This window comes from Colwellia sp. BRX10-9, assembly GCF_014077405.1.
Taxonomy (GTDB): Bacteria; Pseudomonadota; Gammaproteobacteria; order Enterobacterales; family Alteromonadaceae; genus Colwellia_A.
Window position 1 is genome coordinate 1 of the sequence record NZ_JACGVV010000010.1, and the last position, 26,659, is coordinate 26,659.

The 26,659-nt window shown below is 37.1% G+C and carries 23 protein-coding genes and 1 pseudogene; 16 read left to right on the forward strand and 8 right to left on the reverse strand.

Annotated features, from left to right (window positions below; translation table 11 throughout):
* The first annotated feature begins 24 nt into the window (after positions 1–24).
* Together H4J69_RS07935 and H4J69_RS07940 are read left to right on the forward strand one after the other, a co-directional pair.
* Positions 25–2,397, forward strand: coding sequence for a hypothetical protein (locus H4J69_RS07935; protein WP_182244957.1), 2,373 nt, complete (start codon positions 25–27; stop codon positions 2,395–2,397).
* 66 nt (positions 2,398–2,463) lie between these two features.
* Complete coding sequence (locus H4J69_RS07940) at positions 2,464–3,333, forward strand: toll/interleukin-1 receptor domain-containing protein (protein ID WP_182244958.1); 870 nt, start codon at positions 2,464–2,466, stop codon at positions 3,331–3,333.
* Positions 3,334–3,442: 109 nt separating this feature from the next.
* Here the strand turns inward: H4J69_RS07940 and H4J69_RS07945 are convergent, their stop codons facing one another.
* Both H4J69_RS07945 and H4J69_RS07950 read right to left on the reverse strand, forming a co-directional pair.
* Complete coding sequence (locus H4J69_RS07945; RefSeq protein WP_182216421.1) at positions 3,443–3,649, reverse strand: hypothetical protein; 207 nt, start codon at positions 3,647–3,649, stop codon at positions 3,443–3,445.
* A gap of 173 nt (positions 3,650–3,822) precedes the next feature.
* Entirely contained in the window at positions 3,823–4,710 is an 888-nt protein-coding gene (locus H4J69_RS07950; protein WP_182216423.1) for a LysR substrate-binding domain-containing protein, read from the reverse strand.
* A gap of 129 nt (positions 4,711–4,839) precedes the next feature.
* Here H4J69_RS07950 and H4J69_RS07955 point away from each other — a divergent pair, with 129 nt between their 5' ends.
* The 3 genes from H4J69_RS07955 (at position 4,840) to H4J69_RS07965 (ending at position 7,091) form a co-directional block, all read left to right on the forward strand.
* Positions 4,840–5,304, forward strand: a complete 465-nt coding sequence (locus tag H4J69_RS07955) for a DoxX family protein (RefSeq protein ID WP_182244959.1) — start codon at positions 4,840–4,842, stop codon at positions 5,302–5,304.
* 64 nt (positions 5,305–5,368) lie between these two features.
* Entirely contained in the window at positions 5,369–6,319 is a 951-nt protein-coding gene (locus H4J69_RS07960; RefSeq protein ID WP_182244960.1) for a glutathione S-transferase family protein, read from the forward strand.
* 64 nt (positions 6,320–6,383) lie between these two features.
* On the forward strand, positions 6,384–7,091 hold the full coding sequence (locus H4J69_RS07965; protein WP_182221691.1) for a pirin-like bicupin family protein: 708 nt from the start codon (positions 6,384–6,386) through the stop codon (positions 7,089–7,091).
* Positions 7,092–7,218: 127 nt separating this feature from the next.
* Here H4J69_RS07965 and H4J69_RS07970 read toward each other — a convergent pair whose 3' ends face one another.
* A complete protein-coding gene (locus H4J69_RS07970) occupies positions 7,219–7,536 on the reverse strand; it encodes a hypothetical protein (RefSeq protein WP_182244961.1) in 318 nt (105 codons plus the stop codon).
* A gap of 309 nt (positions 7,537–7,845) precedes the next feature.
* Here H4J69_RS07970 and H4J69_RS07975 point away from each other — a divergent pair, with 309 nt between their 5' ends.
* Complete coding sequence (locus H4J69_RS07975) at positions 7,846–8,514, forward strand: OmpA family protein (protein ID WP_070376549.1); 669 nt, start codon at positions 7,846–7,848, stop codon at positions 8,512–8,514.
* A gap of 157 nt (positions 8,515–8,671) precedes the next feature.
* Here the strand turns inward: H4J69_RS07975 and H4J69_RS07980 are convergent, their stop codons facing one another.
* Positions 8,672–9,655, reverse strand: a complete 984-nt coding sequence (locus H4J69_RS07980) for a Gfo/Idh/MocA family protein (protein WP_182244962.1) — start codon at positions 9,653–9,655, stop codon at positions 8,672–8,674.
* Between the two features lie 160 nt (positions 9,656–9,815).
* Positions 9,816–10,511, reverse strand: a complete 696-nt coding sequence (locus tag H4J69_RS07985) for an SDR family oxidoreductase (RefSeq protein ID WP_182244963.1) — start codon at positions 10,509–10,511, stop codon at positions 9,816–9,818.
* Positions 10,512–10,747: 236 nt separating this feature from the next.
* Between H4J69_RS07985 and H4J69_RS07990 the strand changes: the two genes are divergently transcribed.
* Positions 10,748–11,650: a LysR substrate-binding domain-containing protein gene (locus H4J69_RS07990; protein WP_310733596.1), complete on the forward strand. Its 903-nt coding sequence runs from the start codon at positions 10,748–10,750 to the stop codon at positions 11,648–11,650.
* 461 nt (positions 11,651–12,111) lie between these two features.
* Positions 12,112–12,879, forward strand: coding sequence for an ABC transporter substrate-binding protein (locus H4J69_RS07995; RefSeq protein WP_182244964.1), 768 nt, complete (start codon positions 12,112–12,114; stop codon positions 12,877–12,879).
* A gap of 129 nt (positions 12,880–13,008) precedes the next feature.
* Here H4J69_RS07995 and H4J69_RS08000 read toward each other — a convergent pair whose 3' ends face one another.
* A complete protein-coding gene (locus H4J69_RS08000) occupies positions 13,009–13,518 on the reverse strand; it encodes a regulatory protein RecX (protein ID WP_182244965.1) in 510 nt (169 codons plus the stop codon).
* Between the two features lie 391 nt (positions 13,519–13,909).
* On the opposite strand from H4J69_RS08000, the gene H4J69_RS08005 reads away from it, so the two are divergent.
* Both H4J69_RS08005 and H4J69_RS08010 read left to right on the forward strand, forming a co-directional pair.
* Positions 13,910–15,865, forward strand: coding sequence for an FTR1 family protein (locus tag H4J69_RS08005; protein WP_182244966.1), 1,956 nt, complete (start codon positions 13,910–13,912; stop codon positions 15,863–15,865).
* A 218-nt stretch (positions 15,866–16,083) separates the two neighbouring features.
* A complete protein-coding gene (locus H4J69_RS08010; RefSeq protein WP_182244967.1) occupies positions 16,084–17,136 on the forward strand; it encodes an NAD(P)/FAD-dependent oxidoreductase in 1,053 nt (350 codons plus the stop codon).
* A 183-nt stretch (positions 17,137–17,319) separates the two neighbouring features.
* Here H4J69_RS08010 and H4J69_RS08015 read toward each other — a convergent pair whose 3' ends face one another.
* Entirely contained in the window at positions 17,320–18,186 is an 867-nt protein-coding gene (locus H4J69_RS08015) for a LysR family transcriptional regulator (protein WP_182214163.1), read from the reverse strand.
* Positions 18,187–18,357: 171 nt separating this feature from the next.
* On the opposite strand from H4J69_RS08015, the pseudogene H4J69_RS08020 reads away from it, so the two are divergent.
* The 6 genes and pseudogenes from H4J69_RS08020 to H4J69_RS08045 all read left to right on the forward strand — a co-directional run bounded on the left by H4J69_RS08020 (position 18,358) and on the right by H4J69_RS08045 (position 24,633).
* A pseudogene (locus H4J69_RS08020) lies at positions 18,358–18,683 on the forward strand (DMT family transporter).
* A 208-nt stretch (positions 18,684–18,891) separates the two neighbouring features.
* Positions 18,892–20,022 (forward strand): S-(hydroxymethyl)glutathione dehydrogenase/class III alcohol dehydrogenase, encoded by a 1,131-nt coding sequence (locus tag H4J69_RS08025; RefSeq protein ID WP_220465253.1) that lies wholly within the window; start codon positions 18,892–18,894, stop codon positions 20,020–20,022.
* Positions 20,023–20,132: 110 nt separating this feature from the next.
* Entirely contained in the window at positions 20,133–20,984 is an 852-nt protein-coding gene (gene fghA / locus H4J69_RS08030; protein WP_220467906.1) for an S-formylglutathione hydrolase, read from the forward strand.
* A 367-nt stretch (positions 20,985–21,351) separates the two neighbouring features.
* Positions 21,352–22,611 (forward strand): hypothetical protein, encoded by a 1,260-nt coding sequence (locus H4J69_RS08035; protein ID WP_220467907.1) that lies wholly within the window; start codon positions 21,352–21,354, stop codon positions 22,609–22,611.
* A complete protein-coding gene (locus H4J69_RS08040; RefSeq protein ID WP_259364614.1) occupies positions 22,611–23,042 on the forward strand; it encodes a hypothetical protein in 432 nt (143 codons plus the stop codon). Before H4J69_RS08035 ends, H4J69_RS08040 begins: the two co-directional genes overlap by 1 nt.
* Positions 23,032–24,633, forward strand: coding sequence for a diguanylate cyclase domain-containing protein (locus H4J69_RS08045; RefSeq protein WP_182244968.1), 1,602 nt, complete (start codon positions 23,032–23,034; stop codon positions 24,631–24,633). The genes H4J69_RS08040 and H4J69_RS08045 overlap by 11 nt, the downstream gene beginning before the upstream one ends.
* 98 nt (positions 24,634–24,731) lie before the next feature.
* Here H4J69_RS08045 and H4J69_RS08050 read toward each other — a convergent pair whose 3' ends face one another.
* Positions 24,732–26,312 carry an MCP four helix bundle domain-containing protein gene (locus H4J69_RS08050; RefSeq protein ID WP_259367732.1) on the reverse strand — a complete coding sequence of 527 codons (1,581 nt, stop codon included), beginning with the start codon at positions 26,310–26,312 and terminating at the stop codon, positions 24,732–24,734.
* Positions 26,313–26,659: the final 347 nt, after the last annotated feature.

The window sequence follows — 26,659 nt, forward strand, 5'->3', positions numbered from 1 at the left end:
AGAATAAAATAGGATATTAATTCAATGGCCAATAGTTACCAGCGCTATAAAACCCTTACGGATAAAGAGCTAGAAACAGAAGAAGTTAGACGATTAGACTTGGGTATCTATGAGATAGAGTGGGGCTTAGACAATAGCTTTAATTGGGTTTGTAAAGAACAAGATGAAAAGCAAACCATTGCTCGCCACAATGAACGTATCATAGGTACCATGGCGCTAATAAATATAGAATATAAAGATCATTTTTTGACTGTTGATTTAGAGCATGCTATTCAAATTTCGAGCAACAAAGATGGTCGATTAGTTAAAAGGCTTAATGGTCATACGGGTAAAGTTATTGGTTTAATTGAACTTCCTAATGGTAACTTACTGTCTGTCAGCTTAGATGGAACGATTAAGCATTGGGACATGAGAAGTTATAAATGTATTGCAACCATTGAGGCTGATGTTAGCTGCTTAGATGATGTTGATTTTGCTAATGCGAAAACACTTATTATTAAGAATAAGTTGGACACAAAAATCTGGCGATTAACGGGTGAATTACTCGCTGAATTAACGGGATTTACTAAAACTGTAGAGTACATCAAGTGGTTTAAATCAGACACTTGGATTGTCAAACCTGAAAATGAAAATCCAAGTCAATGGTCTGCTAAGGGTGAATTGATTCATCAGTATAAATTCTCTTTTTCTCCTCGTACCGATGTACTTGAATTAGATAATCTTCAACTGTTAATTAAAGATACTCATAATATACTTCAGTTGTGGTCTAAAGATGGGGAATTGTTAGAGAAACATGTTAAAGATGTTGGTATTACAGATTACTTCGATAAGTTAGTGACCGCAAGTAAGGAAAGCGAGAATTGGATTGAATCACATGCCAGTACTGATGATTATCCACTAACATGTAATAGTTTTGAATTTGGAGACTTCCACTTAAAAAGTGGTAAAAAAGAGATTGAAAACCAAGAATTGTTGTTCAAAAAAAGTAGCGGTAATCGCATCATTTGGGATTTCTTTTACCGGCCAATAGAAAGAAATATAAAAACGGCATTAAAAGAAAATATTGATTTGGCGCGTCAAGCTGAAGAAGAGTTAACACTACAAAAATCTAAAACCGAAAAAAGCATAGAAAAACATCGTAGTAAGCGAAAATTTGCTAAATTTACAGCTTTATTTTTCTTTTTTCTCGCCATTACTCTTGGCGGAATTGGTGTGGTAGCACTGTTTTTAACTGATAACTTTGACATGCTTGTCAAATCAATCAGTCCAATAGTAGATAAAATGCTTGAGTCCAAGAACACACTTAAACATATCAAGCTACTAGATTTACAAATTATATTTGCTATAGGTACAGGGGCGTTACTGTTCATTTCCTTGCTCTGGTTTATTCGCAATCGACGCCAGAAAAGTAAGCAGTTTAAAAACGTGGGTAACCTTTCGCTTATTGAAGTGATGTTAACAACCTACGGTAACTTGATTGAAACAATTAAGACACACCGCTCTGAGATACTCAATAATTTACCTAGTCATCAAGATAATGAGTTATTTAGCGGTGTTAAAATAAATAAACTTATTGAACAAAAAATCGAAAATGAAATTCAGCAAGCGGCCATGCAAGAGTGTAATATCGATCAGTCAGATATTACTTATCAACGAAGTGATGGTCAAAAAAGTGAGTCGATTGTTCTGCAAGATTGGTCGTATATCCAAGAAAATAGTCATCCTCGACTTAATAAGCAAAATGAACAAGCGGTTCGTTTTGATAGCAATGGGCAATTAGTTTGTGCGGTAAGATCAATACAATATATTTTCTTAACTAAAGAAAAAGTTGATGTTTTCTCCACCTACTATGATTTTATTGCTGATAAATACATTGGCCGTGAGTCAAACTCTTTTTACTACAAAGATGTCAGCAATGTCACACGTAAAGACGTTCATCGTAATCGCTTTGGTCAAGAATTAACGGGAAGTGAAATTACACTTTCAGTCACTAGTGGGGCAAAAATTAGTCTAACACTGATGAATGATGAGAGTATTAGAGAGTTTTCTGAAACCTTAGCTGAGAATGACGCACATAGTATCGAGCAAGACACCGCCGGTGGAATTGCTGCTGTTAAAGAACGACTTGAAGTTGAATCAGAAGAGTTAACCGTATACTACCAAGCAGAAATCGCTCGTGCTAAAGAAGAAAACAAGAGCGAGTTAGTGAAATTGTTAGATATCACTCAACAAAAATTAATGAGTTATATCGAAGAACAATGTGATATTGCCAAGAACTATGATCCAGGTGACTCAATAGCAAAGTCTCAATCTAAAGATAGTTTAGTTGATTTAGCTTATAAGAATATCCGTACACAAATAGAAAGTCATAAAAGGTCTGAAGCCGTCTTAAGTTAATTTATTACAACACATGAAGTTAACCGCATCGGAACATTTTAAAAATTTAAATACGGAAAATTAAAGATGAGAAACATATTTTTAAGTTACAGCACCAAAGATTCAGACGCAGCAACCAAGATTGTAGAAGGCTTAAAAGCAGCAGGTCATAAAGTTTGGTTTGCACCCAATAAAATTTTAGGTGGCGAGAATTATGCTGAAAATATTGAAGAGGGTATCGAACAGTGTGAGCTTTTTGTACTATTAGCTTCAAAGCATTCTATTGGAAATAAATTATTAAAGGTTGCAGCTTCAGAAGAAGTTAGTAACGAAATACAACTCGCTAAAAAACATGGCTTAAAACAAATTCCTTTAAAGTTAGATGACAGTATAGTTTCAGGGGCTGCAGGTGGAAACAATTATCACTTTATTCGTAAGCAATGGATCGATGTTGTTGTCTCATTAGAATCTGGTGACTTTGCTCCAATTGTAGAGCAAATCATAGCAACAGCGGATAACATTGAAACTAAAAGTTTGGATATGCAGTACATAGAAAAAGCGGAAATCGATTTGATTATCGGTGACTTTGAGCAATCTGTTCGAGCACTGGGTGAATACAGCTTTTTAGATAAATATGTTCCGCGAGTAGAATTTATAAGGTTAATTTCAAACTTATTACGTAAAGGTATAAAAAACCTTAATATTAGTGAAGCAGACGACTTCACTTCTGAATTTCAACGATTACGTAATACCCATATGGCATCTTCTGCAGCATATATGCTGGCGATATTGAAACTATATTGTTATCAACCAAAGGGGTTTAAAAATAATATTGAAGACTTCGCTACTTTAAAAAATTCAGTGAAGTCATGCAAACCAATAGATGTTAAATATCGATTTGTCGCAGATAAATTGTTACCAGCAGATAGTCAGTTTGCCGTTGAATGGTTAATATAGTTACTTTCATATCAAAAGATGAGCAACATGAGCCTAATTGTTCTTAAATAACAAATAGGCTCAGTTAATAATAATTTGCAAGGTCACATTACTGCATTACATTTTAGTTTTACTTTAAAATTTTATGTATAGCTTCACATAAATTTACTGCGACATAGGCTTCAAAATTTTCCGCTGGATCAAATGATCGTTCATGGGTGATATTAATAGAGGCTAAATGCTTGATTAATATTTTGAGTTTTTCTTCTTTTGATTCTGCAGATTCATTTAAGGTATCGCTGATAGAAAATAGTTGTTCCCAAAGGTTATTATTCATCGAAAGGTCTCTCACACACTGATGCCGTAAATAAAGTTATCGGCAGAAAAAATTAGCTTTTAAGCTACAAATTGTGGAGGCGACTTTAAATGAAATAGATAAAAACGTCTACTCTTGTATTAATGATATTTATATTAATAATTAAAGGCTTAAGGTTAACTATTATTGCTAGTTTATTGTGCTGATAAGATAGCGATTAATTTTTTTAATCCTTTACCTTTGTTGGTTATTTTCCATGCCATAAATAAGTCTTGCAGTGGGCGCTCTTCTGCTAATTTAATAACTACCAGCTGGCCTGATTCAATATGATGTTGGATGAGGTTTTTGGGTAAGTATCCGATGCCAATCCCTGCAATAATCGCTTCAATTTTTATCGCAATCGAGCTGACAAAGAAATGTTGACTGCCCTGGATAATATTAACTGACCAGGGGATCTCATGTTGGGCTGAGTCATGAACGACGACATTCCTATATTTTGATAAGTGTGCTGATTCAAGCGGCCCTTTAAGAAAGGCTAATTGATGTACTTTGTTAACCACTAAAACATTTTCAGACATTGCAATTTTTATTGCCCTAATACCTTTTTGATTGGGCACAGGTGAAGGAGCGCCAATAACTAAGTCAACCTTGTCTTCAATTAATGCCTCCCACGTGCCGTTCATTACTTCTTCTCGCACATCAATTTCAATATTTTGATGGGCGATTAAAAATGCTTCTATGCCTTTAAAAATAGTTTTTATATCAATAATGGAATCGCAAGCAATACGGATCTTGGGTTCCCAGCCATTAGCAATTGTTTGAGTTTGTTCTGAAAGGGTATTAATGGCTGTTAGTACTTTACGGCCCTCTGATAATAAATGCTTGCCGGCTGGCGTTAGCACGGCGCGACGGCCTTGTCGTTGAAAGAGTGTCACGTTTAACTGTTCTTCTAGCTTTTGAACGATATAAGAAAGCGCTGAAGGAACTTTATTCAATTGTTCTGCTGCGGCCGCATAAGTGCCACGCGTTTCAATAGCATCTAATACAAGTAATGCTTCAATACTAATAGGTGGCGTTTTCATGGCTATTATCCAGATATTTAATTGTTCAAATTATTTGAACATAACAAACAAATAATAGGGGTTATTCGATATCAACTCAACCTTTACAATAGCTACATATTAAATCATTAGTCATTAAAGAGTATTAAAATGTCATTTATAAATACCATCAATAGTATCACTAAAACTGAACAATCTTTATCAAGCTTACCGCTGCGATTAATTGCTGGGTTAATTTTTACCGCTCATGGTTCACAAAAGTTATTTGCTTGGTTTGGCGGTTATGGATTAGAGGGAACCGGACAGTGGATGCAATCTATAGGGCTTACTCCGGGTTTCTTTATGGCATTAATGGCCGGTAGTGCTGAGTTCTTTGGTGGGATATTATTATTGATTGGTTTTCTCACTAGACCTGTCAGTTTTGTCTTGGCTATTACCATGATAGTGGCCATCTTTAGTGTTCATATCAGTAATGGCCTATTTATGAGTAATAACGGTTATGAGTTTGCCTTATCGTTACTAGCGATAACGCTTGCGCTATTTGTGCAAGGTGGCGGAAAGTACTCTATTGATCGTCACGTATCTCGAAAGCTAATTAAAATACGTAAAATGTAAGATAGCTAAATTATCTGCCATTAATAGTACTAATGGCTAAATCAATAAATTTAAGGGGTTTGTTATGGGATTAATTGTTAACGGTAAATGGGTCGACCAATGGTATGACACCAATAAAAGTAAAGGGCAGTTTGTTCGTCAAGATAGTCGTTTTAGAAGTCAAATTTCATCAGATGTTAATAGTCAATTTAAACCAGAAGCGGGCCGCTACCATTTATATGTTTCGTTGGCGTGCCCTTGGGCACACAGAACGCTAATATTTAGAAAGTTAAAACAACTTGAAACAATTATTTCGGTGAGTGTTGTTGAAGCTAAAATGATGGAAAATGGTTGGACGTTTGGTGATAAGGGAGATCCACTTTATCACTTAGATTATGCCTACCAATTATATTTAAAAGCAGATCCTAGCTATGAAGGACGCGTGACAGTCCCTATTTTATGGGATAAAAAAACTCAGACGATTGTTAATAATGAATCCATTGAAATCAGTAGAATGTTTAATTCAGCATTCAACGAGTTAACAGGTAATGTTGATGATTACTATCCCGTTGAGCAACGAGAAGCCATAGAAACGGTAAATACGCGTATTTATGACACTATTAATAATGGTGTTTATAAAGCAGGTTTTGCGACGACACAAGCGGCTTATAATGACGCATACCACAGCTTATTTGACAGCTTAGATTGGCTAGAGGTACTCTTATCAAAACAGCGGTATTTAGTGGCTGACAAAATAACCGAAGCGGATTGGCGCTTGTTCACCACACTGATCCGTTTTGATGCGGTATATCATGGGCACTTTAAGTGTAATCGCCAAAAAATCAGCGAATTTCATCATATTAAGAACTATGTTAATGAACTTTATCAAGTACCTGGCATTAAAGAGACGGTTGACTTGGAATACACTAAGACTCATTACTACGCGAGTCATTTAACGATTAATCCAACAGGTATTGTCCCTTTAGGCGCCGCGGAACACTTTGATGCGCCACATGACCGTAATCGTCAATACTAAGGGTTAATAGGTTAAAGGTTTGACTGGTAAATGAAGTTAGATAAATAAATACTGAGGAAATTTGATGATAAAACATTATCTTTATAAAAGCTTAGGTAGCGCTAACCATGGCTGGCTTAAATCTAAACATCATTTTAGCTTTGCTAATTATTACAATCCAAGCCGGATGGGGTTTGGAAAGTTACGTGTTGTTAATGATGATTGGGTTGAACAGGGCATGGGCTTTCCTTCGCACCCACACCGTAATATGGAAATTATCAGTTTTATTCGTTCAGGTGCGCTCACTCATCAAGACAGTACCGGCAATAAAGGCACAACGAAAGCAGGTGAAGTTCAAGTGATGAGTGCAGGTACAGGTCTTGTGCATTCAGAATATAATCGCACTAAAAATCCATTAACTTTTTATCAAATTTGGATTGAAACTAATAAAATCGATGTGGCACCTCGCTGGGAAAGTAAGAGATTTCCTACTGAGCAGCTATCAGCACTGACATTGTTAGTATCAGGCTACCCAGCAGATAAAAATAAGGCGCTGTTTATTAACCAAGAAACGCGCATATATGGAGGGAAATTAGCGAAAGGAACCGTTATTGAGCATAACATTGACCATCAAGCTTATATATTAGCTTCAGCAGGTATGTTTAAAGTAGAGGATAGCTCAAAAATTATCACCATGAACGCAGGAGATGGCGCTGAAGTCACTCAGTCAACGACAATTTTACTCAGGGCGTTAATTGACTGTGAAGTGATTATTATCGACACGATTAATTAGCTAAATCAAGTAATGTAAACCACGAACGTTCTCTTAAAATCGTATGTTCTGAACATTTTAAGCGCTGGCGTTCGTGTCTAGCATTCGCTCTTTTATTATCTAGCAATATTTTATTACTAAAGTAGACCTAATGTATAACGCGTTGCTGCTTGTCCCAACGACTTCCTTGCCAATGAGTAATCGTTCCACAAGCTTGGCAAGTGTCGCAATGCCATTCAATTAGCCCTAAGGTTATTGATTTAGCTTTGATTTCTCCAGAACACGAGAGTTGTTTAGCACGAGTATTACATTTTAAGTTAACGTGAACGAGCGGTTGCTCAATATTTTCAGAAAGGGCTAATACAATTTTACTCAGAAAAATAAAAACTACTTTTGCTTGGTCAGTAAGTTCGAGAACGTTGCCCTCGTCGTCAATAAAATGTCTAAAATCTGCTGCTAACGTCATCGGTTTTTCCATAGAATACTCATGCCGCTAAGATATAGTAGTTAACGCTCTTGGTACAACACTTCTCAGTAAATATAACATCAGTAATTAATTTAGGTAGCTTGAATGTTATAAATATTAAGTATAAAATTAGTGCTGTTTTAGATATGTGTATTTTCGTTATATATTCAGGCCCGAGTCTCCATCGGGTTTTTTTGTGCCTTAAAATACATAGACGAAAAGCAATAATGGCAAGACTGCCCCTGCAGTAATTTATTAATAGCCCAAGCTTTGTACAATAAGCAATAAGGCCAATAAAGGAAATTCACCATGAAAAAAATAATCACCACCGCATCTGCGATATTATTGCTACAAGCCTGTACAACATTTGATCCCTACACAGGTGAAAGTAAAACCAGTAAAACAGCTATAGGCGCAACTGCAGGCGCAAGCTTAGCAGCAGTCATTGCCTTTATAGACAATAAAGACAAAGACAGCAGAACACGTAACAAACGTATTTTAGCAGCAGCATCAGGTGGCGCTGCAATCGGCGGTGGTATTGGCTACTATATGGACACTCAAGAAGCTAAATTGCGTAAGCAATTACGCGACAGTGGCGTGAGTATTGTGCGTGACGGCGACAAAATTAACCTTGTTATGCCAGGCAACATTACTTTTGCTTCGAACAGCTCAAACATTAACAGCAACTTTACTAGCGTATTAGATTCTGTTTCTTTGGTGCTTGAAGAATATAACCAAACCATTATTGTTGTTTCTGGTCACACTGACTCTAGTGGCTCTGCCCAGCATAACCAGAAATTGTCTGAAGACCGAGCTGGCTCAGTCGCTAATTATCTTCGTGGACAAAAAATCCTTAGTGATCGTTTAGAAACTGTTGGCTTTGGCGAAACACAACCGGCAGTAACGAACAAAACAGCTGCAGGTCGCGAGCTTAACCGCCGTGTTGAAATAACTTTGTTACCGATAGAACAGTCATAAAGCGTCAATAAAATAAAGCCATTATCACCGTGTTATATGCATTGATAATGGCTTATTGCTTAAGACGCTTGGCGTTAAAAGGGCGATACCATTAACATGACTTTATTAGTGCTAACCATCAACATTTCAAATCAATATCTACAGTCAATATCTACAATTAATATTTCAAATCAATAAGTTTTCTAACGCTATCTAAAGTCTCGATAAGCTGGCGACTAAAATTAAAGGTCATGATATGGCTTTCCTTTTTCCCTTGACGTAACAGTTCATTAAAATGGTTGATTTGGTGATCATAGCCAAATGTTTTGCCATTAAAAGAGATAACTTCTTCTTTTGTATCAGTTATTAAAGTGACGGTTGAAGGGCTGTTAAAGCCACTGTTAATTTTAATATTGCCTTGTTCACAATAAAACACAGCTTCACTTGGCGTCGACTCCAAGAGTGTCGATTTTAACAAGGCTACCACGTTATTTTTATAGTTAAAGACCATGGAACAGGAAGAATCTGCGCCATTAGCAAAAAATGTTGCATCAGCGGTCATGGTCTCGGGCACGCCAAGGGTAGTTAGTGCTGCAAAAATAGGATAAATGCCAATATCTAAAAGACTGCCTCCGCCTAATGATTTATTAAACAGCCTAGCTTCTTGGTTAAACTCTCTTGCGAAACCGAAATCTGCTTCAACTTTACGTAGATTGCCGTAAGTTTTATCAGTCAGTTTATTTAAAACAAAATTATAATGGGGAAGAAAATAGGTCCAGAGCCCCTCCATTAGCAGAGTATTATTTGCCGTTGCAGCATCAATCATGCATTGCACTTCATCTGTATTCATGGCAAAAGGTTTTTCACATAGCACCGCGATACCCTGCTCTAAGCACAGCAGCGCATTTTCTTTATGCATTGAATGTGGTGTTGCTATGTAAATAGCGTCAACATTTTCATCATTTACGAGCGCCTTATAACTGCTGTAAGCTTTAGTCGCGTGATATTTATCGGCAAAATCATTGGCTTTTTGCTGTGTTCTTGAAGCAACGGCATATAGCTCAGCATCTTTCAGCGTTAATAAGTCTGTTGCAAATTTATTGGCTATGTTACCTAAACCGATAATTCCCCAACGTATGTTTCTATTTTTTAGTGATTTCATTAACTATTACTCAAGATAAAAGTACAAATAAAATTATTTTTTCATCGAACTCATGCTCTTTGTTCCACTGACTAGCTATCTACAATAAAGCGTCATTAGCCCATCGATGCTTAAGCTCGATAGTTAAGCTCGATACTTAAGCCTGATACTAAGTATAATGTTAACCAACATAATCTTGGGCGCAAAATAAAATACCACTCCCTTGCTCTTTTTCCAATAGTATGGGAATAAGTGCGCCGGGCATTACTGAATCGACATCGTTAGGGGCAAATGTGCCGCCAAGGTCTGTTTTTAACCAACCAGGGTCGAGCAAGTTCATTAAGACGTTAGTGCCTAATAGCGTTGGCATCATGTCGCGCACATACCTTTCAAGAGCGGCTTTTGAACAACTATATGCCATCAATTCAGGTTGGTTACTAATACCTGAAGAAACATTAACAATACGTCCCCAATTACGCGTTAGCATTCCTGGAAGAAAAGCATCACATAATTTAGCCGGAGTAATACTATTAACCATAAAACTGTGAAGGTATTCCTCTGCCGTCGGGGCAAAGAGCGGCTGGTATGTCGTCATGATTGCTGCATTATTATACAGTATATCTAGGTGGTTATTACTCAAGGCTTTCACCTCGGTAATTAAATGCTCTACTTGAGAGATTGAATTAAGTTCAGCCGCTACAGCATAAACTTCATGACCCGCTGTGGTTAATTCATTAAGTAAATCTCTAGTACCAGCTAATTGTCGAGAATGAATGATGAGTTTACAGCCTTGTTTAGCAAGCTCTTTCGCAACACGAAGACCGATCCCTCGACTAGCTCCCGTTACTAGCGCCCATTTATTTTCTATATTTAACATTCTTATGCCTATTTTTATTCAAATTGGTTAATCAAGTTATTGATTTGTCGTTTTTTGTTTTACTATTTTATGCCGTAATACTTTAGTTACTGCATTAGCGTCTGCTGGTGAAATTAATTACAGCCATGCATAAAGCAGGTAATAACAAGACTAGGTATTTTTCACTAAAAATTTGCAAATGAATATATAACAAAATAAAATTCATTGTTTTATATAACACACAATAAGCGCAAAAGATGATGAATAAAGAGCATAAAAAACTTGAGCGATTAATGTTATTTAGTGAAGTTGCCCGCCATTTAAGCTTTACGGTCGCGGCAAAACATTTACAAATATCTAGAGGGCATCTATCTGCTCAAATTCGTCGATTAGAAAAGGAGATGGGTTTTGCTTTGTTGATCCGCTCGACACGGAGTGTTCGCTTAACCGCAGAAGGTGAAAGTGTTTTAACGGGTGTAAATAAAATTCGTCATTCTGTTTTAGAACTAGAGCGAAATGCTGGTCATAAGGGCAATGCTATTGAAGGTGTTATAAAAATTACAGCACCAAGCCTCTTTACTAAAAGGTTTTTACTCGACATTTTTTCTAAGTTTAGCGCCTTACATCCCGCCATTGAGTTTTCTATCGATACCAGTTACACCCGTTTTGATTTAAATCGTAGTGATTTTGACTTGGCTTTTCGTGCCACAAACTCCCCGCCTTTAAATATGGTTGCAAAAGCTATTTTGCCCTATAAACATTGCTGTTGTGCTTCTGCTGAATATTTAGATAAATACAGTAAACCAAAGGTGCCCAGCGATTTAAAAACGCATCAATGTTTAAGGGGACAAGAGCAATTAACTTGGTCATTCTTAAACGCTGAGGTGCCTGTAGATGGTTGGTTAAAAATAAACGATAACCATATGCTGAAAACATTAGCATTAAATGGCGAAGGTATTATTAGGGTGCCTGACTATTTAGTCGACCAAGAGATTAAGGAGGGAACGTTAGTCGCTATACTTGAAAGTGAAATGCCAGCAGGGCAGACCATTTTTATGATTTATCCACAATTAATTCACCAGTCGAATAAACTGAACGCTTTTATTGAGTTTACTAAAGAGTATTTTAATAAACTAAATTATTCTCTTTATGGACCTTGATTTATATGAGTAATAATCTAAATTCTACAAGAAGTCTTTACCTTTACGGCATATTTTTATGTGCCTAACATTACGTTAAGATTTAAAAATAATTAAAGTTATGGTCTGAAATATTATTAACTTATTTGGATAATTAACAATATTTAATAAAGAGATAAAATCATTAAAACTAATGTTAATAAGCTCATCTTATTAACCGTATTTCAGATTTTTATTAACATTTAATTACGCCTCTTGGATAAGCGTTTCTGTGAATAATCGTTATAGTTTGACTATGTAAATAGACAGTCGAAATAGACCGTAAATCGCGCTATGTTATAGCTAACGCTATTAGCGCTGCGAAAACGATGAAGGTTACGCGACTAGCCTACTGGATTTTTTATCTGTTAATTTTAAAAATGTATCTGATTTGTTTTTTACACTCTATTTAGTTAAAACAACTCTTCTTGGGGGGCTACTTAGTGAATTTTCAATTGATAATACCAAAGATGAAACGTACGGTTAATGTGGCGATATTTTTAATCGCTGCTTCAATGACGCTTGGATCTTTTGTCTCTAGTGCGACAGAAACTGTTGCTAGTCCTTTAAAATATGATCTAGGCAGCACCAAGGCTTGGGTGCCATTTGGTTATAGTGGAAATAAACAAAAACCTGGTATTATTATCGCGTTAATTGAGCTTATTATGATGCAAGCAGCCATTCCTACTGATACCAGTTATCTCCCGGGAAAAAGAGCGGTTACCGCATTGGAATTAGGACAAATTGACTTCGATGTTGTTAGCCCCAATTGGTTTAAAGATAAAATTATTGGTGTTGATTATGTTAGCAGTGTTCCTTTATTTGAAGTAACAGAATACTTTGTTACATTGCCTAATGTTGCAATAGAGTTCAATCAACCAGAAATGGCTTATGGGCAGTTAGTCGGCACAGTAGCAGGCTATGCTTATTTTGATGATGACAAGTTTATTCGCGCTGATTTTTTATCAGAAAGTGAATTAGTCAAAGGGTTGGTAAAAGGGCGCTTTAAGGTTGCTATTATAGAAGAAAGAGCGGCTCAATATTGGGCTGAAAAACATCAAACGTCTATAGCACTCGCTTCTTTACATACTAAAGGTGATATCGTTATTAGATTAAGAAAAGAACACGAAAATTTACTTCCTCGAATCAACCAAGCCATCTCTGTATTGAAAAATAATGGTCAATTTAAAAAAGTATTTGATGATTACTAACAATAAAGCTGGCGAAGATATTGATCTTATATTAACGCACTATTCTTGTGGTGTAAGCTGTATATAAAGCACAGGATCTTAAGTTTATTTTATTGTTTGTTATAAAATAAAGCCTTAATGACAGACTACCTATTCTTCTTGCTCAGGGTTATAAGTAATCGCTTTATTGGCAATGGCATATGAAAATCCTTTGGTTGCCGTTAAATGGCGTAAAGCTTTTTGCTTCAACTTTATATCGGTAATAGGCTCTTCACCAAATTTTCTTATTTTTAACGCCAACGCTTTATCAAAATAGTCCTCTTCTGACGTTTCAAGTTCATTGACACACTCATTAATGGTTGTTGATTGAAAACCCTTAGCATAAAGTTTCTCTTTTATTTTATTTGGGCCTATTTTACTTTCGGCCAGACTAAGCGTTAGTCTTTTAGCATAACGAGCATCATCTATAATTTCGTGTTCAATTAAATAATCTAAGGCAGTTTGATTATATTGAGTATCGTCTTTGAATAATAAATTGGCTTTTTGCAATAAAGATTTTGCTGAGTAATCACCGTATCTCTCGATCATCCACATCATGTATGATTGAACACGTTTGTAAGAAATTTCTTGGGGTTTGGTGCTTTTTTTAGTTTTGTACATACGGCCACTTTTGTTAAGGAACGTATAACCGTTCAGCGTTGGTGTAAATATTTCAAATATGGATGTTTATGTTACGACTAGGTGAGTAAATTGGCCAAGCTATTTTAGCTAAAGCCTACTAGAACTTCATCATAGTAACGCCTGACCTGCTTTAGGGTCAAACTTTACTGTTATCTCTTTGAGGAGATTATTGGCTATAAAGGGGGAGGTTCATTAGTCGATAAACTATTATTGTGCTTTATTAAAAGCGAACATTTAATTTAAGGGGACATACGTTAACCGTTAGAACTTAAACCGATACTATAGTACTTTATTTTTATAAATATTTAACATTATCCTTATCTTATGTAGTATAATGAGAATCATTCTCAATTGCGTTACAGGGTTATTTATGACTTATTATTTTTCTCGCTATTTTCAAAAATTAATGACTTTTTCAATGCGCTCATTAAAGCGCAAATTTATTCATGTTTTTTTTGTTATTGGTTATCTTATCTCAACGCAAACATCGGCGAGCAGCGATACAGAAGGATTACGTCAACTTTTACAACTCACTGAATATATTAGTGTTGATTATGCTTCTGCCATCAGTAATGGCAAAGTTATTGATCAAGGTGAGTATCAAGAAATGCTTGATTTTTCTAACATTATTGCTGAAAGATCGGTGAGAGAGCCGGGTGAACAAGCCATGATTAAGTTATCGAAATCACTTCTCTCTGCGGTACAAGCGAAAAAAACACTTGTCGAAATACAAATGCTGACCAGTGAATTAAAAAACCTGTTGATAAATAACTCTCCGCAGTTATCGTTACCAACATCTTTACTTTCAGCATCTAGGGTAAAGCAATTATTTCAAAATAATTGTGCCAGTTGTCATGGTGTAACGGGTAAAGGAGACGGGAAGCTTGCAAGGCAACTAAGTCCACAGCCTACTAATTTTAACGAAAGAACACGTGCTTTAGACCGTTCTATTCTAGGATTATATGATGTGGTAACCGGCGGTCTTGACGGCACTGCTATGCCTTCATTTAAGAGCTTAACGGCAAAACAACGTTGGTCGTTAGCATTTTATACGGGTAGTTTAGCTTTTGTTTTTGATGAAAAACGACAAGAAAATAATGCACTTGAACTCTCACTCGCCGAACTTGTTCAGTATAGCCCTAACGAATTGTATAGGGCGAAAACTGACTTGGAAAAAGGTTTTGTTGAGCAGCTTAGATCTAACCCTGAGGAACTGTTTTCTGCAACTAAGGCGCCATTAACAATCGCGCGTGATCAACTTAAAAAAGCACTTGCCGCTTACAAAAATAATGACGTTATACTTGCCCAACAATTTGCGGTGAGTGCCTACTTAGATGGGTTCGAGCTTGTTGAAAATAACCTCGACGCTTATGATAGTTCGTTACGTAAAATGATTGAATTTAACTTGTTAGGCTTGCGCAATGAAATTAACAACGAGGAAGGCTCGGGTGAATTTGCTGTATCTGTTACTGCAATTTTGCTGCAAATAGAACAAGCTGAATTTTTACTCAATGACTCAGTTATATCAGACACAGCTTTATTTAGTGCCAGTTTTATTATTTTGTTACGAGAGGGCTTAGAGGCGCTATTGGTTGTGCTGGTGCTTTTTACCATACTGGTACGGTCCAATAAAAAAGAAGCCATTAAATATCTTCATTTTGGCTGGATAGCAGCCTTAATTGCGGGTGGGTTAACTTGGTTAGTGGCACAAAAATTAGTAACGATTAGCGGTGCTAGCCGTGAAACTATGGAGGGGGTTGCCGCGCTGTTAGCTGCAATTGTGCTCTTTTATGTTGGTTTTTGGATGCACAGTAAAACGCAAGCCGATCAATGGCAACGTTATGTTCAACAAAATATTAATAAAAGTTTAAAATCAGGTGCTTTATGGGGAATATCTGGCTTAGCGTTTATTGCGGTTTATCGTGAGGTTTTTGAGACAGTACTGTTTTATCAATCATTGTTAACCCAGACAAACCCCTCACAGCAATTTGTTCTTTTTAGTGGCTTTGGGGCAGCAGCGGCTATGCTAGTTGTCGTGGCCTGGTTAATGATTAAATATTCTATTAAATTACCAATAGCGCGATTCTTTTCAATAACAACGTATTTACTATTAGCCTTGTCATTTATTCTCGCGGGTAAAGCGATAACAGCGCTGCAAGAAGCCGCTATTATTAGTATTACGCGCTTTCCTATTGACTTTCATTTCGCGTGGCTAGGTATTAATTCAACGTGGCAAGGCATCACGACGCAAGCTTTTATCTTGTTTTTTTCCAGTGCGTTATTCTTTAAGCCTTGGTTAAAAAAGACGAGCAGGGTAGATGAATAAATTGAGCATCGACTTGAAAAAAAATTTATAGAATAGCAGTAGCGAACCATTTTGAGTATGGATGATAGGTGATTTTAACTCGTTAAATGCTAACCCTGCTAAGGGTAAATCAATAAAGCCCGTAGTGATTTATATTGATTATAAAAATGACAATAGACTGATATTTCAAGGCGCTAGAACCGCCATAAATATAAGCTAATGGTACTGAGGAGGTACTTATGAAAACCTTAACGACAGACGTTGTAATTATTGGTGCAGGCCCTGTTGGTTTGTTTCAAGTATTTGAGCTTGGTTTACAAGGATTAAAATCGGTTGTTATTGACAGCTTGCCAGAAGTTGGTGGCCAATGCACTGAACTCTATCCAGATAAGCCTATCTATGATATTCCTGCTTTGCCTAATGCTAAGGCAAGCCAAGTTATAGAAAATCTCTATGAGCAAGCGGCTCCCTTTAAGCCAACTTTTTTATTGGGCGAGCGGGTCGAAGACATTAATAAATTGTCGGATGTTTCTTTTTCAGTTACCACGCACAAGAATACGCTTATTCACTGTCGCGCGGTGATTATTGCTGCTGGTAATGGTGCCTTCTCACCCGTTAAATTAAAAATACCCTTAATTGATAAATTTGAAGAGAAACAACTGTTCTACCGAATCAATAATATAGAACACTTTAAAGATAAAAACGTCGTTGTGCTAGGTGGCGGAGATGCCGCACTTGATTGGAGTTTAAGCCTACAAAAAACGGCTAATAGTGTCTTGCTTATTCATCGTAGTACAAAATTTAAAGCCGCTACAAGTAGCGTGAATGAAATGTACGCCTTGTGTGAAGAACTCAAAATGCAATTTTTATGTGGTCAAGTGAGCGACTTTCAGCAAGAAGATAATAAGCTAACTGGCCTAACAGTAAATTCAAAAGATGGCATCAAACGTAGAGTGGAACTTGATGAACTTGTTATATTCTTTGGTATGTCACCCAAGATTGGCCCGATAGCAAATTGGCAACTTGCCATGCACCAACACCAGATAAAAGTAGATACACAATCTTTTCAAACCTCAGTGCCGGGTATCTATGCCGTTGGTGATATTAATTATTACCCGGGTAAACGAAAGTTGATTTTAAGTGGCTTCCACGAAACGGCCTTAGCGGCCTTTTCGATTGCGGAAACTGTTTTAGAAAAAGACCGTATTCCAACGTTATACACCACAACAAGTCCAGTAGTACATCAACGAATGGGCGTTACACATTCACTCGAAAGCCTGTTGGATGATTAACGGATAAAACAGGCGATTGATCATTACTACTTTCCTTTTATTGCTGTCTCTTTATCTGCGCGGCGTGACTTTGGAAGCTTAGGTGGAGTGCATGTAAGATAATAGCGGCAAACCTAACCGTTATTATTTTATGTTATGACTTAAGCTTTACAGTCTTGTTCGGTAATTTAATAAAGCTGAAGATTAAAGTAACTGTTCAGCTAAGTAATCAACCAGCAGTCTTATTTTAGGCGATAAATGGCGATTTTGAGGGTAAATTGCCCATATTCCTTCATCAGGCGCACGGTAATTATCTAATAGGGTCACCAGTTCACCACTTTCTATGCGTTGTTGAACATAATAATCGGGTAACTGAACTATCCCTAAGCCCTTTAATGCGGCGTCCATCAGACTGTAGCCATTGTTGTATCTTAATCTACCGGTTACGCGGATACTTTTTTCTCGGTCAGACTCTCTAAAATGCCAGTAGTCTAATGTACCCAACAAACAACTATGTTTATTAAGCTCTGATATAGAATGGGGTACTCCCTGTTTTTCTAAGTATTGCGGTGATGCACAAAGGTAGTTTGTTCTTTTGCCAAGTTTTTTTGCCATCATGGTCGAGTCACTTAACTTACCAAGGCGAATTGCTAGGTCATAGCCTTCTTCAACAATGTCTATTTGGCGGTTGCTTAAATAAGCCGACACTTCAACATCGCTATATTGTTTTATGAAATTATTCACTAGCGGTAATATTTGTTTTTCACCATAGGCAACAGGCGCTGTTAATTTAATTTTGCCTTGGGGTTTTGACTGCAAATTTGTGATAGCCCGCTCAGCAGCATCGAGACCATCGAGAACACTGCGACAATGCTGATAAAAAACACGGCCTTCTTCTGTTAATGATACTTTGCGAGTTGTTCGATAAAATAACTTAATATTAAGGCGTTTTTCTAATGCACTTATCTGTCGACTCACCTGTGCGGTAGATATCGCCATTTTCTTTGAGGCGAGGGTAAAACTTTCATTTTCCGCAACGTAAACAAATTCGCTAATGCCATCCCACTGCATGATTATTACCTATATGTACAAGTGAATTTACAAATTAGCATATTATCATTTATATAGAAATAACTATACTAGCCGCCAACAAGACATTGTTAGTGGCCACAAAAGTAGCTTATTTAAAATTACTTTAGACCTTTAACAGTGACCGTTCGTATAACATTATAGGAAATAAAGATGAGTTGGTTATTCCTTTTTTAGGTGTCGCTGCTGAGGCGATGTCTCATGTAGCATTAAAAGAGACTGATGGTTTTAGTAAACCACTGCCAAGTGCTTTAGTTTTACTTGGACATTTAGCCGCATTCATTTTTTTAGGTCAAGCAATGAAAGGCATGCCAGTTGGTATCGTCCATGCGCTATGGGCCGGGCTTGCCATTATAACCGTGACTTTATTGTCTGCTTTGATTTACCGTCAGCATCTTGATTTAACAACATGGCTAGGCATGGGGTTAGTTGCTGTTGGTATTGCTATGATAAATCTTGCCCAAGGACACAGTCATTAAGATGAACAATGTAGATCAAAATTTTTAACAAAATGCTTTCACTTTTTGGTAACTATGTCCTTTAGATTGTTACCAAGGGGTAAAAGTTAATTACGTATTAGGCGTATTATCATCTTTAAATAAGTTGAGTAAACTAATGTTACTGTAACAAATTCGACTAGATGCTAATCCCATCAAAATATCTATTAATTGAAAAGTGAGAATAACGATGTCAGATAAATTTATAAAATCGAAAGCGGCTATTGCTTGGGGCCCTAATCAGCCACTATCTATCGAAGAAGTCGATGTCATGCTACCTCGCAAAGGAGAGGTGTTAGTTAAGGTTATTGCCTCTGGTGTTTGTCATACCGATGCCTTTACCTTATCTGGAGAGGATCCAGAAGGAATTTTCCCCGTTATTTTAGGTCACGAAGGCGGTGGTATTGTTGAACAAATAGGTGAAGGTGTAACCAGTGTTAAGGTAGGCGATCACGTTATTCCATTATACACACCAGAGTGTGGTGAATGTAAATTCTGTTTATCGGGTAAAACCAACCTTTGCCAAAAAATTCGTGAGACACAAGGCAAGGGTTTGATGCCAGATGGCACGACCCGCTTTTACAAAGATGGTCAGCCTATTTTTCACTATATGGGCTGTTCAACTTTTTCTGAATACACAGTCTTGCCAGAAATTTCATTAGCGAAAGTTAATAAAGAAGCACCATTAGAAGAGGTTTGTCTACTAGGGTGTGGTGTTACCACCGGCATGGGCGCAGTCATGAATACAGCAAAAGTTGAAGAGGGCGCAACTGTTGCTATCTTTGGCCTTGGCGGTATTGGATTGTCTGCAGTGATTGGCGCGACTATGGCGAAAGCTAGTCGAATTATTGCTATCGATATTAACGAAAGTAAATTCGAACTTGCGAAAAAATTGGGTGCTACCGATTTTATTAACCCCAAAGACTACGACAAGCCTATTCAAGATGTGATTGTCGAAATGACCGATGGCGGTGTTGACTACTCTTTTGAATGTATTGGTAACGTTAACCTAATGCGCTCTGCCTTAGAATGTTGTCATAAAGGATGGGGAGAATCAGTGATCATTGGTGTTGCCGGTGCCGGACAAGAAATATCAACCCGTCCATTTCAACTGGTAACGGGTCGAGTATGGCGTGGTTCTGCATTTGGCGGTGTTAAAGGTCGTACTGAGTTGCCAGATTATGTTGAACGTTATTTAGCCGGTGAATTCAACTTGAGCGATTTTATTACTCATACCATGAGTCTTGAAGACATTAATGAAGCGTTTGAGTTAATGCACAAAGGAGAAAGTATTCGCAGTGTTATTCATTTTGATAAATAGGCGATATAAATAACCAGCATCTGTCTTTAGAAAGATAGTCACTCACATTAATAATATGGCGTTGCCCTTTTATTGCAGTAATTAGCAGGGGAGCGTCTTGAGGTTACCCTATGACAATTGATCCTTTAATTGAAAGTATCAGTGTAAATAAAATTTTTGGTGGCTGGCACAAGCAATATAGCCACCATTCTAAAACCGTAAACGCTAACATGCGCTTTGCCATTTTTTTGCCTCCACAGGCTAATAATGGCAAAAAAGTTCCTGTGCTTTACTGGCTTTCAGGTCTAACCTGTACCGATGAAAACTTTATGCAAAAAGCCGGCGCACTGCGAATAGCTGCTGAGTTAGGCATTGCTATTGTTTCTCCTGATACTAGTCCAAGAGGTGAAGAGGTAGCTGATGACGATAGTTATGATTTGGGGCAGGGCGCAGGATTTTATCTTAATGCTAGCCAAGCACCTTGGAGCCGTCACTATCAGATGTATGATTATGTGGTTAAAGAACTGCCAGCAATTATTGAAGCCACATTTCCAGTGTCAGATAAGCGCGCTATTAGTGGACATTCCATGGGCGGACACGGGGCACTAACTATTGGTTTGTTAAACGCTGAACGTTATCGTTCAATGTCAGCCTTTAGTCCTATCTGTAACCCGATTAAGGTGCCTTGGGGCAAAAAAGCTTTCAGCGCTTACTTGGGGAAAGACCAAGCAAGTTGGTACCAGCATGATGCCAGTGAATTAATGCGTATAGCAAAACAGTTTATTCCTGCCAAAGTTGATCAAGGTGGTGCAGATGACTTTTTGAAAGAGCAATTAAAACCAGAAACGCTAGAGGCTGCAGCAAAAATGAGTGGTTACCCATTAGAGTTAACTATTCATGAAGGCTATGATCACAGTTACTATTTCATCTCTTCATTTATTGAAGCGCATTTGCGTTTTCATGCCGAGCACTTAGAAAGATAAGTATTAAGGGAAAATGCCCTAAGGGGCAATCGGTTGATTACACTTAACCAGACCAAAATAATGTTGTTCTTGCTAGGACAAGTGTTTGTTAAATATATTATCCAACATTAGCCAAGCCAATAGCCAAGCCGATACCAAGCCATTATTTCGCAGTCCAAGATTCGCCATTTATTTTGCTGATTAAGCACAGGTTTATGCGTTATCCTCCTGAGACGAACCTCAAAAGTCTATTAATTCAAAACACAGACGTTAGTCTAGCACTCGTTAAAGAAGTCGTGGTATTTTATGGTCGAACAATAGGCAAATAAATGAGCTATCTGTTATCATTAATATCTTCAATATTATCAAACGAAAAAAGGCTGCTACCTTGTATCGATTTATTTTCGCCACAGCTTTAATTTTCACAGGCGTTACTTATAATGCCTATGCCGATGACATAAAAGTTGAATTTAGTGGTTTTGCCTCTTTAGCCCTTAGTTATAGTGACGATCCTGATATTGCTTTTAGTCCCAATTATTTGAATATTGACGATACAGGCTGGTCAGCTACCCGTGACTCAATTTTAGGGGGGCAAGCCAATATATCCTTGGCTAATAACTGGGATTCTGTTGTGCAATTTGTCCTAGAAGATCACGCGAATACAGACTTTGAAAACTACCTCGAATTAGCTTTTTTGCGCTACCGTCCTTCTCGTAATTGGGCTATTCGTGCGGGCAGATTAAACAGTGACCTTTATTTACTTTCAGAATACCCGCACGTGGGATACGCTTATTTGTGGGTACGTCCGCCACATGAGTATTACTCTTTTGCAAGTACAGCGGGGAAATTTGATGGTGTAGATATTGAATACAGCCAATCAATTAATGATGGTTTTTTACGGTTAAAATTAGCTGCGGGTAACACGACTGCAAAATTAAAAGCGAGTGGCCAAGACTTTCTTATTGATTTTGACCATTTAATGACTTTTAGCGCAACCTACGTACTTGATGCTTGGACCATGCGATTTTCTGTATCACAAGCTGATGTCGGAGACTATAAGTTCGAGGCATTAAATGAGTTTATTGATTTATTAAACTCTGTGCCAGCTCCTGTGTGGCCACAAGCAGCGTCGCTATCAGCAAGTTTTGACACAAAAAACCATAGTATTGAATATGCTGCTTTAGGATTAACCTACGATAGTGATAATTGGTTAATTCAATCTGAAATAGCTATTTCAGAGTCTCCTTGGTTGGTCGCTTCATCAAATATTAATGGCTATGTGAGTGTCGGTTATCGTTTAGATAAAGTGACGCTTTTTTCCAGTGTTTCTATTTCAGAGAACCGCCATAAGATAACCACAGTTACTGCGCCCCAATTTCTTCCTGGTACGCCAATACAAGTAACCTTTCCATTACAACAGTTAGCACTTGCTTCAAAAGAGGCTGTAGACCGATTAGTGGTGCACCAACATTCAATTAATGTTGGCGTAAAATGGCAGGCGTCAGAAAATTTGATCGTTAAAGCGCAAATTGATCACTTTGATGTTCAACCTTTTGGTGGTGGGTTATGGGGGATAAGTGATCCGGAAAATGTTGAAAAAGAGCATAGAATTAATGTGTTTACTGTTAGTGCGAACATGGTGTTTTAATGATGAAAAACCCCCTGTTATTAATGATTGGATTGGCTATTTTCAACTTTGATGCTGTGAGTACCGAGTTTGTTGTTGTGGTCAATAAAGACAATGCGATTAACTCATTATCTAAGCGCGAAGTGATTGACATTTATATGGGGCGTTATTTAACTTTTCCTGACGGTGAAATGGCACAGCCACTAGATTTGCCCTCTGAATCACTATTGAAGAATGACTTTTATCTGCAATTAGTTAATAAAAATGAGCAAAAAATAAACGCTTACTGGGCAAGGTTACTGTTCTCTGGGCGAGCTAAACCGCCGATCGCGGCTATTTCAATTGAAGATGCTTTGAACAAGTTATACAGTTCACCATATTCAATTGGTTATATACCTAAAGACCAGCTCACTGATGCTGTAAAAGTGGTTTATCGATTTAATGAAAATTAGTCAAAATCTTTATGTCAGAGTTCCATTGGCGATCGCTATTGTTGCCGTGCTAGTTGCGTTGGTTTCTTCAACGTTGTCCTATTATGCTGGCCTTCAAGAAAAGAAAGATACTAACTATTTGCTTGTTAAACAATTAGCCCAAACGATGGCAAAAACTGCGACGATATCTGCCTATTTAAATGATCGCGAGCTCGGACAGGAAATTATTAGTGGTTTGTTGAGTAATGATTTAGTTCAAGGGGCTAGACTCTCCGGCGAGGGCGAAATGAGCATTTCCAGTGGTGCTATTAACAAACCACAAGATGGCATAGTTATCCAATTAATCCATCCTTTTATTGATGATACCCTTGTTGGCACACTTACTGTTTATCCAGACAATAATTATATTCAACAACAGGTAGAAAACTCACTTAAAAAAGAAGTGGCATTGATACTAATACAATCTATCATTATTGCTTTTTTTGTCTCTTTGATCGTGCACAGATGGCTAACTAAGCCGATTCAAAAGTTAACCGATAGCTTTACTACCATCAATCCTAGTATACCTAAAACAATGCGGATGTTGTTGGTGAAGCAAGGTGCCAAAAATGAAATTGGTAAATTAACAAAAGGCATAAACTCTTTGATGCATGAGTTACACCTTACTATTAGTAATGAGCGAGCATTGCGCGAAAAAACTCAAGAGTTAGAGCGTAAATTCAGGCTTATTTTTGAACAAGCGAGTGCTGGAATTTGTTTGCTCGATGAAAAAAACACCATTACCACTTTCAACCCGGCATTTTTACAATACTTCAGTGTTGCAGGACAGACAGACTTGGTCTCTTTACACTTTCCAACCTTATTAAATAATGTCGACAAACTCGAAGAGTTGTTATTGAGTATTCGCGCCGACAAGAATCGTCCACAAGTCACTCTAGACATAGAATGCCGCATCGGCAATAAAACGCTGTGGCTGCACTGTTTATTCGCAAAATTAACGGAGCAGCGCAGCAATGAACGCAGTAGTGATCAAGGTAATTTAGTTGAAGTAATAATACATGACGTTACTGAACGAGCAGAACGGGAATTTCAAACACGTTTTGAAGCGGATCATGACCCTTTAACCCATCTACTTAATCGACGCTCCGGCGACAAAAAATTAGATAATGCCTTACTTTATTGTTTAGAAAATCAACAAAGCTTAGTGTTGATGATGATTGATTTAGACAAGTTTAAACCTGTTAACGACAGTTATGGCCATGAAGCGGGGGATAAGGTATTAATAGCAATAGCAAAACGTCTTAAAGCACATTTTAACTTGGCAACAGACCTCTGTATTCGATGGGGAGGGGATGAATTTATTGTTGCCCGTCAGTTGACGAACTTTGACCAAGAGTTAATGCTTGAACAAGCTAATAATATTCTTGCTGAGATAGAACAGCCCATTCATATTTCAGATAACATGCAATGCCAGGTAGGCGCAAGTATTGGTATTGTTGTTGCCCCTAAAGACGCTAAGGTACTCCACGAATTGATGGTTAAGGCAGACGACATGATGTACCAAGTTAAAGCATCAGGACGAGGCCAAGTAGCATTCTATCAAAAACCATAATTAGCGTGCCATTGATAATCTTGTGCGGTTAACCTGTTTTAGATAGAGAAAAAATTAGCTGATTGTTTTAAACGTGTTTAAGATTATAACGAGTACTGTTAATAATTATCATTAATTTTTGTTATCTTTTGGGGCGAAACCAAGGGTAACTCTAAGGTAAAGCAGGTGTTTTTTCCTAACGTACTGGCCACGCTAATTTTACCACCGAGTAAATTGACGACAATATTAAAGATGATGCTCAGGCCTAAACCTGAACCCCCTTCACCAAGCTTAGTAGTAAAAAAAGGTTCAAAAATTTTGTCAATAAACGCTTTTGGTATGCCTTTACCATTATCTTCTATTTTGATAATGACAATTGAATTATTCAGATAAGCTGATATAGCGATAATGCCAGAGTCTGTACTTTCAAAACCATGAATAATGGCGTTATTAAATAAATTAGTCATCACTTGCCCCAAAGGACCTGGAAAACTGTCCATCTCTATATTTTTATCAATTACGCAGTCGAAGGTTATCCCTAGGCGTTTTATTTTATGGTGATGTATACGGATCACTTCGTCTGCGACATCAGATAAGAAAAATATACGTCTTGCCTCACTCGTTTGGTCAACAGCCACTTGCTTAAAACTCTGAATGAGGACAACAGCTCGGTCTAAAGAATTCAGTAAAATATCTAAGCATTCATTGACTTCTATTTCGAAACTTTCCAAGTCAGAACGTTTTACTTTTTTTTCTTTAAAACGAATTGAAAACTTTTGAAAGTTATCTTTGATTGTACTGCCTATCGTGACAGCTATGCCTAATGGCGTATTAATTTCATGAGAAACTCCTGCAACTAGAGAACCTAAAGCGGTCAATTTCTCTGTTTGGATGAGCTTGTTGTGTGCATGAAATAATGACTCAATCATAGTATTAAATGACTCAGCTAATTCGCTAATTTCATCTTTACCTTCAATGTCGAGTTGAAGGAGAAGATCACCTGAATGAGTCAGACTTGCTATATGGCACTGTATTTTAAGCAGTGGCTCTAATATTGTGCTGATCAATAGCCAACCAATAAATAAGCCAATGGCAATAATAATAGCGGTAACCAAAATAATAAGAGATCGCGTAGTTTGATGATGTTGATGATTACTGTTGTATAGGGCTTGAGCTCCATCAATATTAGTTTCTAACATGCCCGCCATATTGAGTTGCATGTCATTAAAAAGCACACCATATTCTTCATTAGCTAGTCTATCTGCAGCAATATCTTGGTTGCTTTTACTTAAAGTGATAATTCGCTCGGTTAACAACTCAAACGTTGTTAATTGAGTTTTGAATTTATAGAGAAGCTTGGTTTCTTCGCCACTGTCTAATGTTTGTTCAAATTTAGTCAGTGAAGCACGGAAGTTGGAGGATGCATTACTAATTTTTTGCTCAGTGTCTCTCATAGACTTATCGTTAGGAGAAATAATATGACTTTTTATTAGTACAAACTCTTCATATAAATATTTTCGAGCGTCGGTAAGATTAACAAAACTGACAAAATAATTATCATAAATATCTTGACCGTTTTTGTTAATGGTGTTCGTTGAATTTATTGCAATAAGGGAGATGATTAAAGGTAATATAATAAAAACACTAATAGATAATGGGATTTTTTGTGAAATTTTCATGTTGCGAAAAAGTTCAATCATCAATAAGACTCTTTATAAAATTTACATGTTTCACGGTTTAGCTAATAAAAATACTAATAAATATTAACTAATTAGCTTATTAAAAGCCGATAGTGGTGTGCTGATTACCTTTTAACAATAGCTTAATATGAAGGTTAAAAACATCAGTAAATAACCTTTTGCCGATAGTTTAAAAGCTATCAGCGGTTACAATAGGCTATGAAGCCTATTTTTAACCTGTTGCTGCGCTTAATAGTGTTAAAAACTTGCAGCCAATTACATTTTTATTAAAACTTTTTCGCTTTGTGGCTAATAAATATTGATAGTATGAAAATCGATGATATATTTAATTTTAACACATTTAATAA

Bases quoted from the DNA above. Each gene is read 5' to 3' on its own strand.
- H4J69_RS07935 (WP_182244957.1), top strand. From the start codon at position 25: ATGGCCAATAGTTACCAGCGCTATAAAACCCTTACGGATAAAGAGCTA.
- H4J69_RS07940 (WP_182244958.1), top strand. From the start codon at position 2,464: ATGAGAAACATATTTTTAAGTTACAGCACCAAAGATTCAGACGCAGCA.
- H4J69_RS07945 (WP_182216421.1), bottom strand. From the start codon at position 3,649: ATGAATAATAACCTTTGGGAACAACTATTTTCTATCAGCGATACCTTA.
- H4J69_RS07950 (WP_182216423.1), bottom strand. From the start codon at position 4,710: ATGAAAACGCCACCTATTAGTATTGAAGCATTACTTGTATTAGATGCT.
- H4J69_RS07955 (WP_182244959.1), top strand. From the start codon at position 4,840: ATGTCATTTATAAATACCATCAATAGTATCACTAAAACTGAACAATCT.
- H4J69_RS07960 (WP_182244960.1), top strand. From the start codon at position 5,369: ATGGGATTAATTGTTAACGGTAAATGGGTCGACCAATGGTATGACACC.
- H4J69_RS07965 (WP_182221691.1), top strand. From the start codon at position 6,384: ATGATAAAACATTATCTTTATAAAAGCTTAGGTAGCGCTAACCATGGC.
- H4J69_RS07970 (WP_182244961.1), bottom strand. From the start codon at position 7,536: ATGACGTTAGCAGCAGATTTTAGACATTTTATTGACGACGAGGGCAAC.
- H4J69_RS07975 (WP_070376549.1), top strand. From the start codon at position 7,846: ATGAAAAAAATAATCACCACCGCATCTGCGATATTATTGCTACAAGCC.
- H4J69_RS07980 (WP_182244962.1), bottom strand. From the start codon at position 9,655: ATGAAATCACTAAAAAATAGAAACATACGTTGGGGAATTATCGGTTTA.
- H4J69_RS07985 (WP_182244963.1), bottom strand. From the start codon at position 10,511: ATGTTAAATATAGAAAATAAATGGGCGCTAGTAACGGGAGCTAGTCGA.
- H4J69_RS07990 (WP_310733596.1), top strand. From the start codon at position 10,748: ATGATGAATAAAGAGCATAAAAAACTTGAGCGATTAATGTTATTTAGT.
- H4J69_RS08000 (WP_182244965.1), bottom strand. From the start codon at position 13,518: ATGTACAAAACTAAAAAAAGCACCAAACCCCAAGAAATTTCTTACAAA.
- H4J69_RS08005 (WP_182244966.1), top strand. From the start codon at position 13,910: ATGACTTATTATTTTTCTCGCTATTTTCAAAAATTAATGACTTTTTCA.
- H4J69_RS08010 (WP_182244967.1), top strand. From the start codon at position 16,084: ATGAAAACCTTAACGACAGACGTTGTAATTATTGGTGCAGGCCCTGTT.
- H4J69_RS08015 (WP_182214163.1), bottom strand. From the start codon at position 18,186: ATGCAGTGGGATGGCATTAGCGAATTTGTTTACGTTGCGGAAAATGAA.
- H4J69_RS08025 (WP_220465253.1), top strand. From the start codon at position 18,892: ATGTCAGATAAATTTATAAAATCGAAAGCGGCTATTGCTTGGGGCCCT.
- fghA (WP_220467906.1), top strand. From the start codon at position 20,133: ATGACAATTGATCCTTTAATTGAAAGTATCAGTGTAAATAAAATTTTT.
- H4J69_RS08040 (WP_259364614.1), top strand. From the start codon at position 22,611: ATGATGAAAAACCCCCTGTTATTAATGATTGGATTGGCTATTTTCAAC.
- H4J69_RS08045 (WP_182244968.1), top strand. From the start codon at position 23,032: ATGAAAATTAGTCAAAATCTTTATGTCAGAGTTCCATTGGCGATCGCT.
- H4J69_RS08050 (WP_259367732.1), bottom strand. From the start codon at position 26,312: ATGATTGAACTTTTTCGCAACATGAAAATTTCACAAAAAATCCCATTA.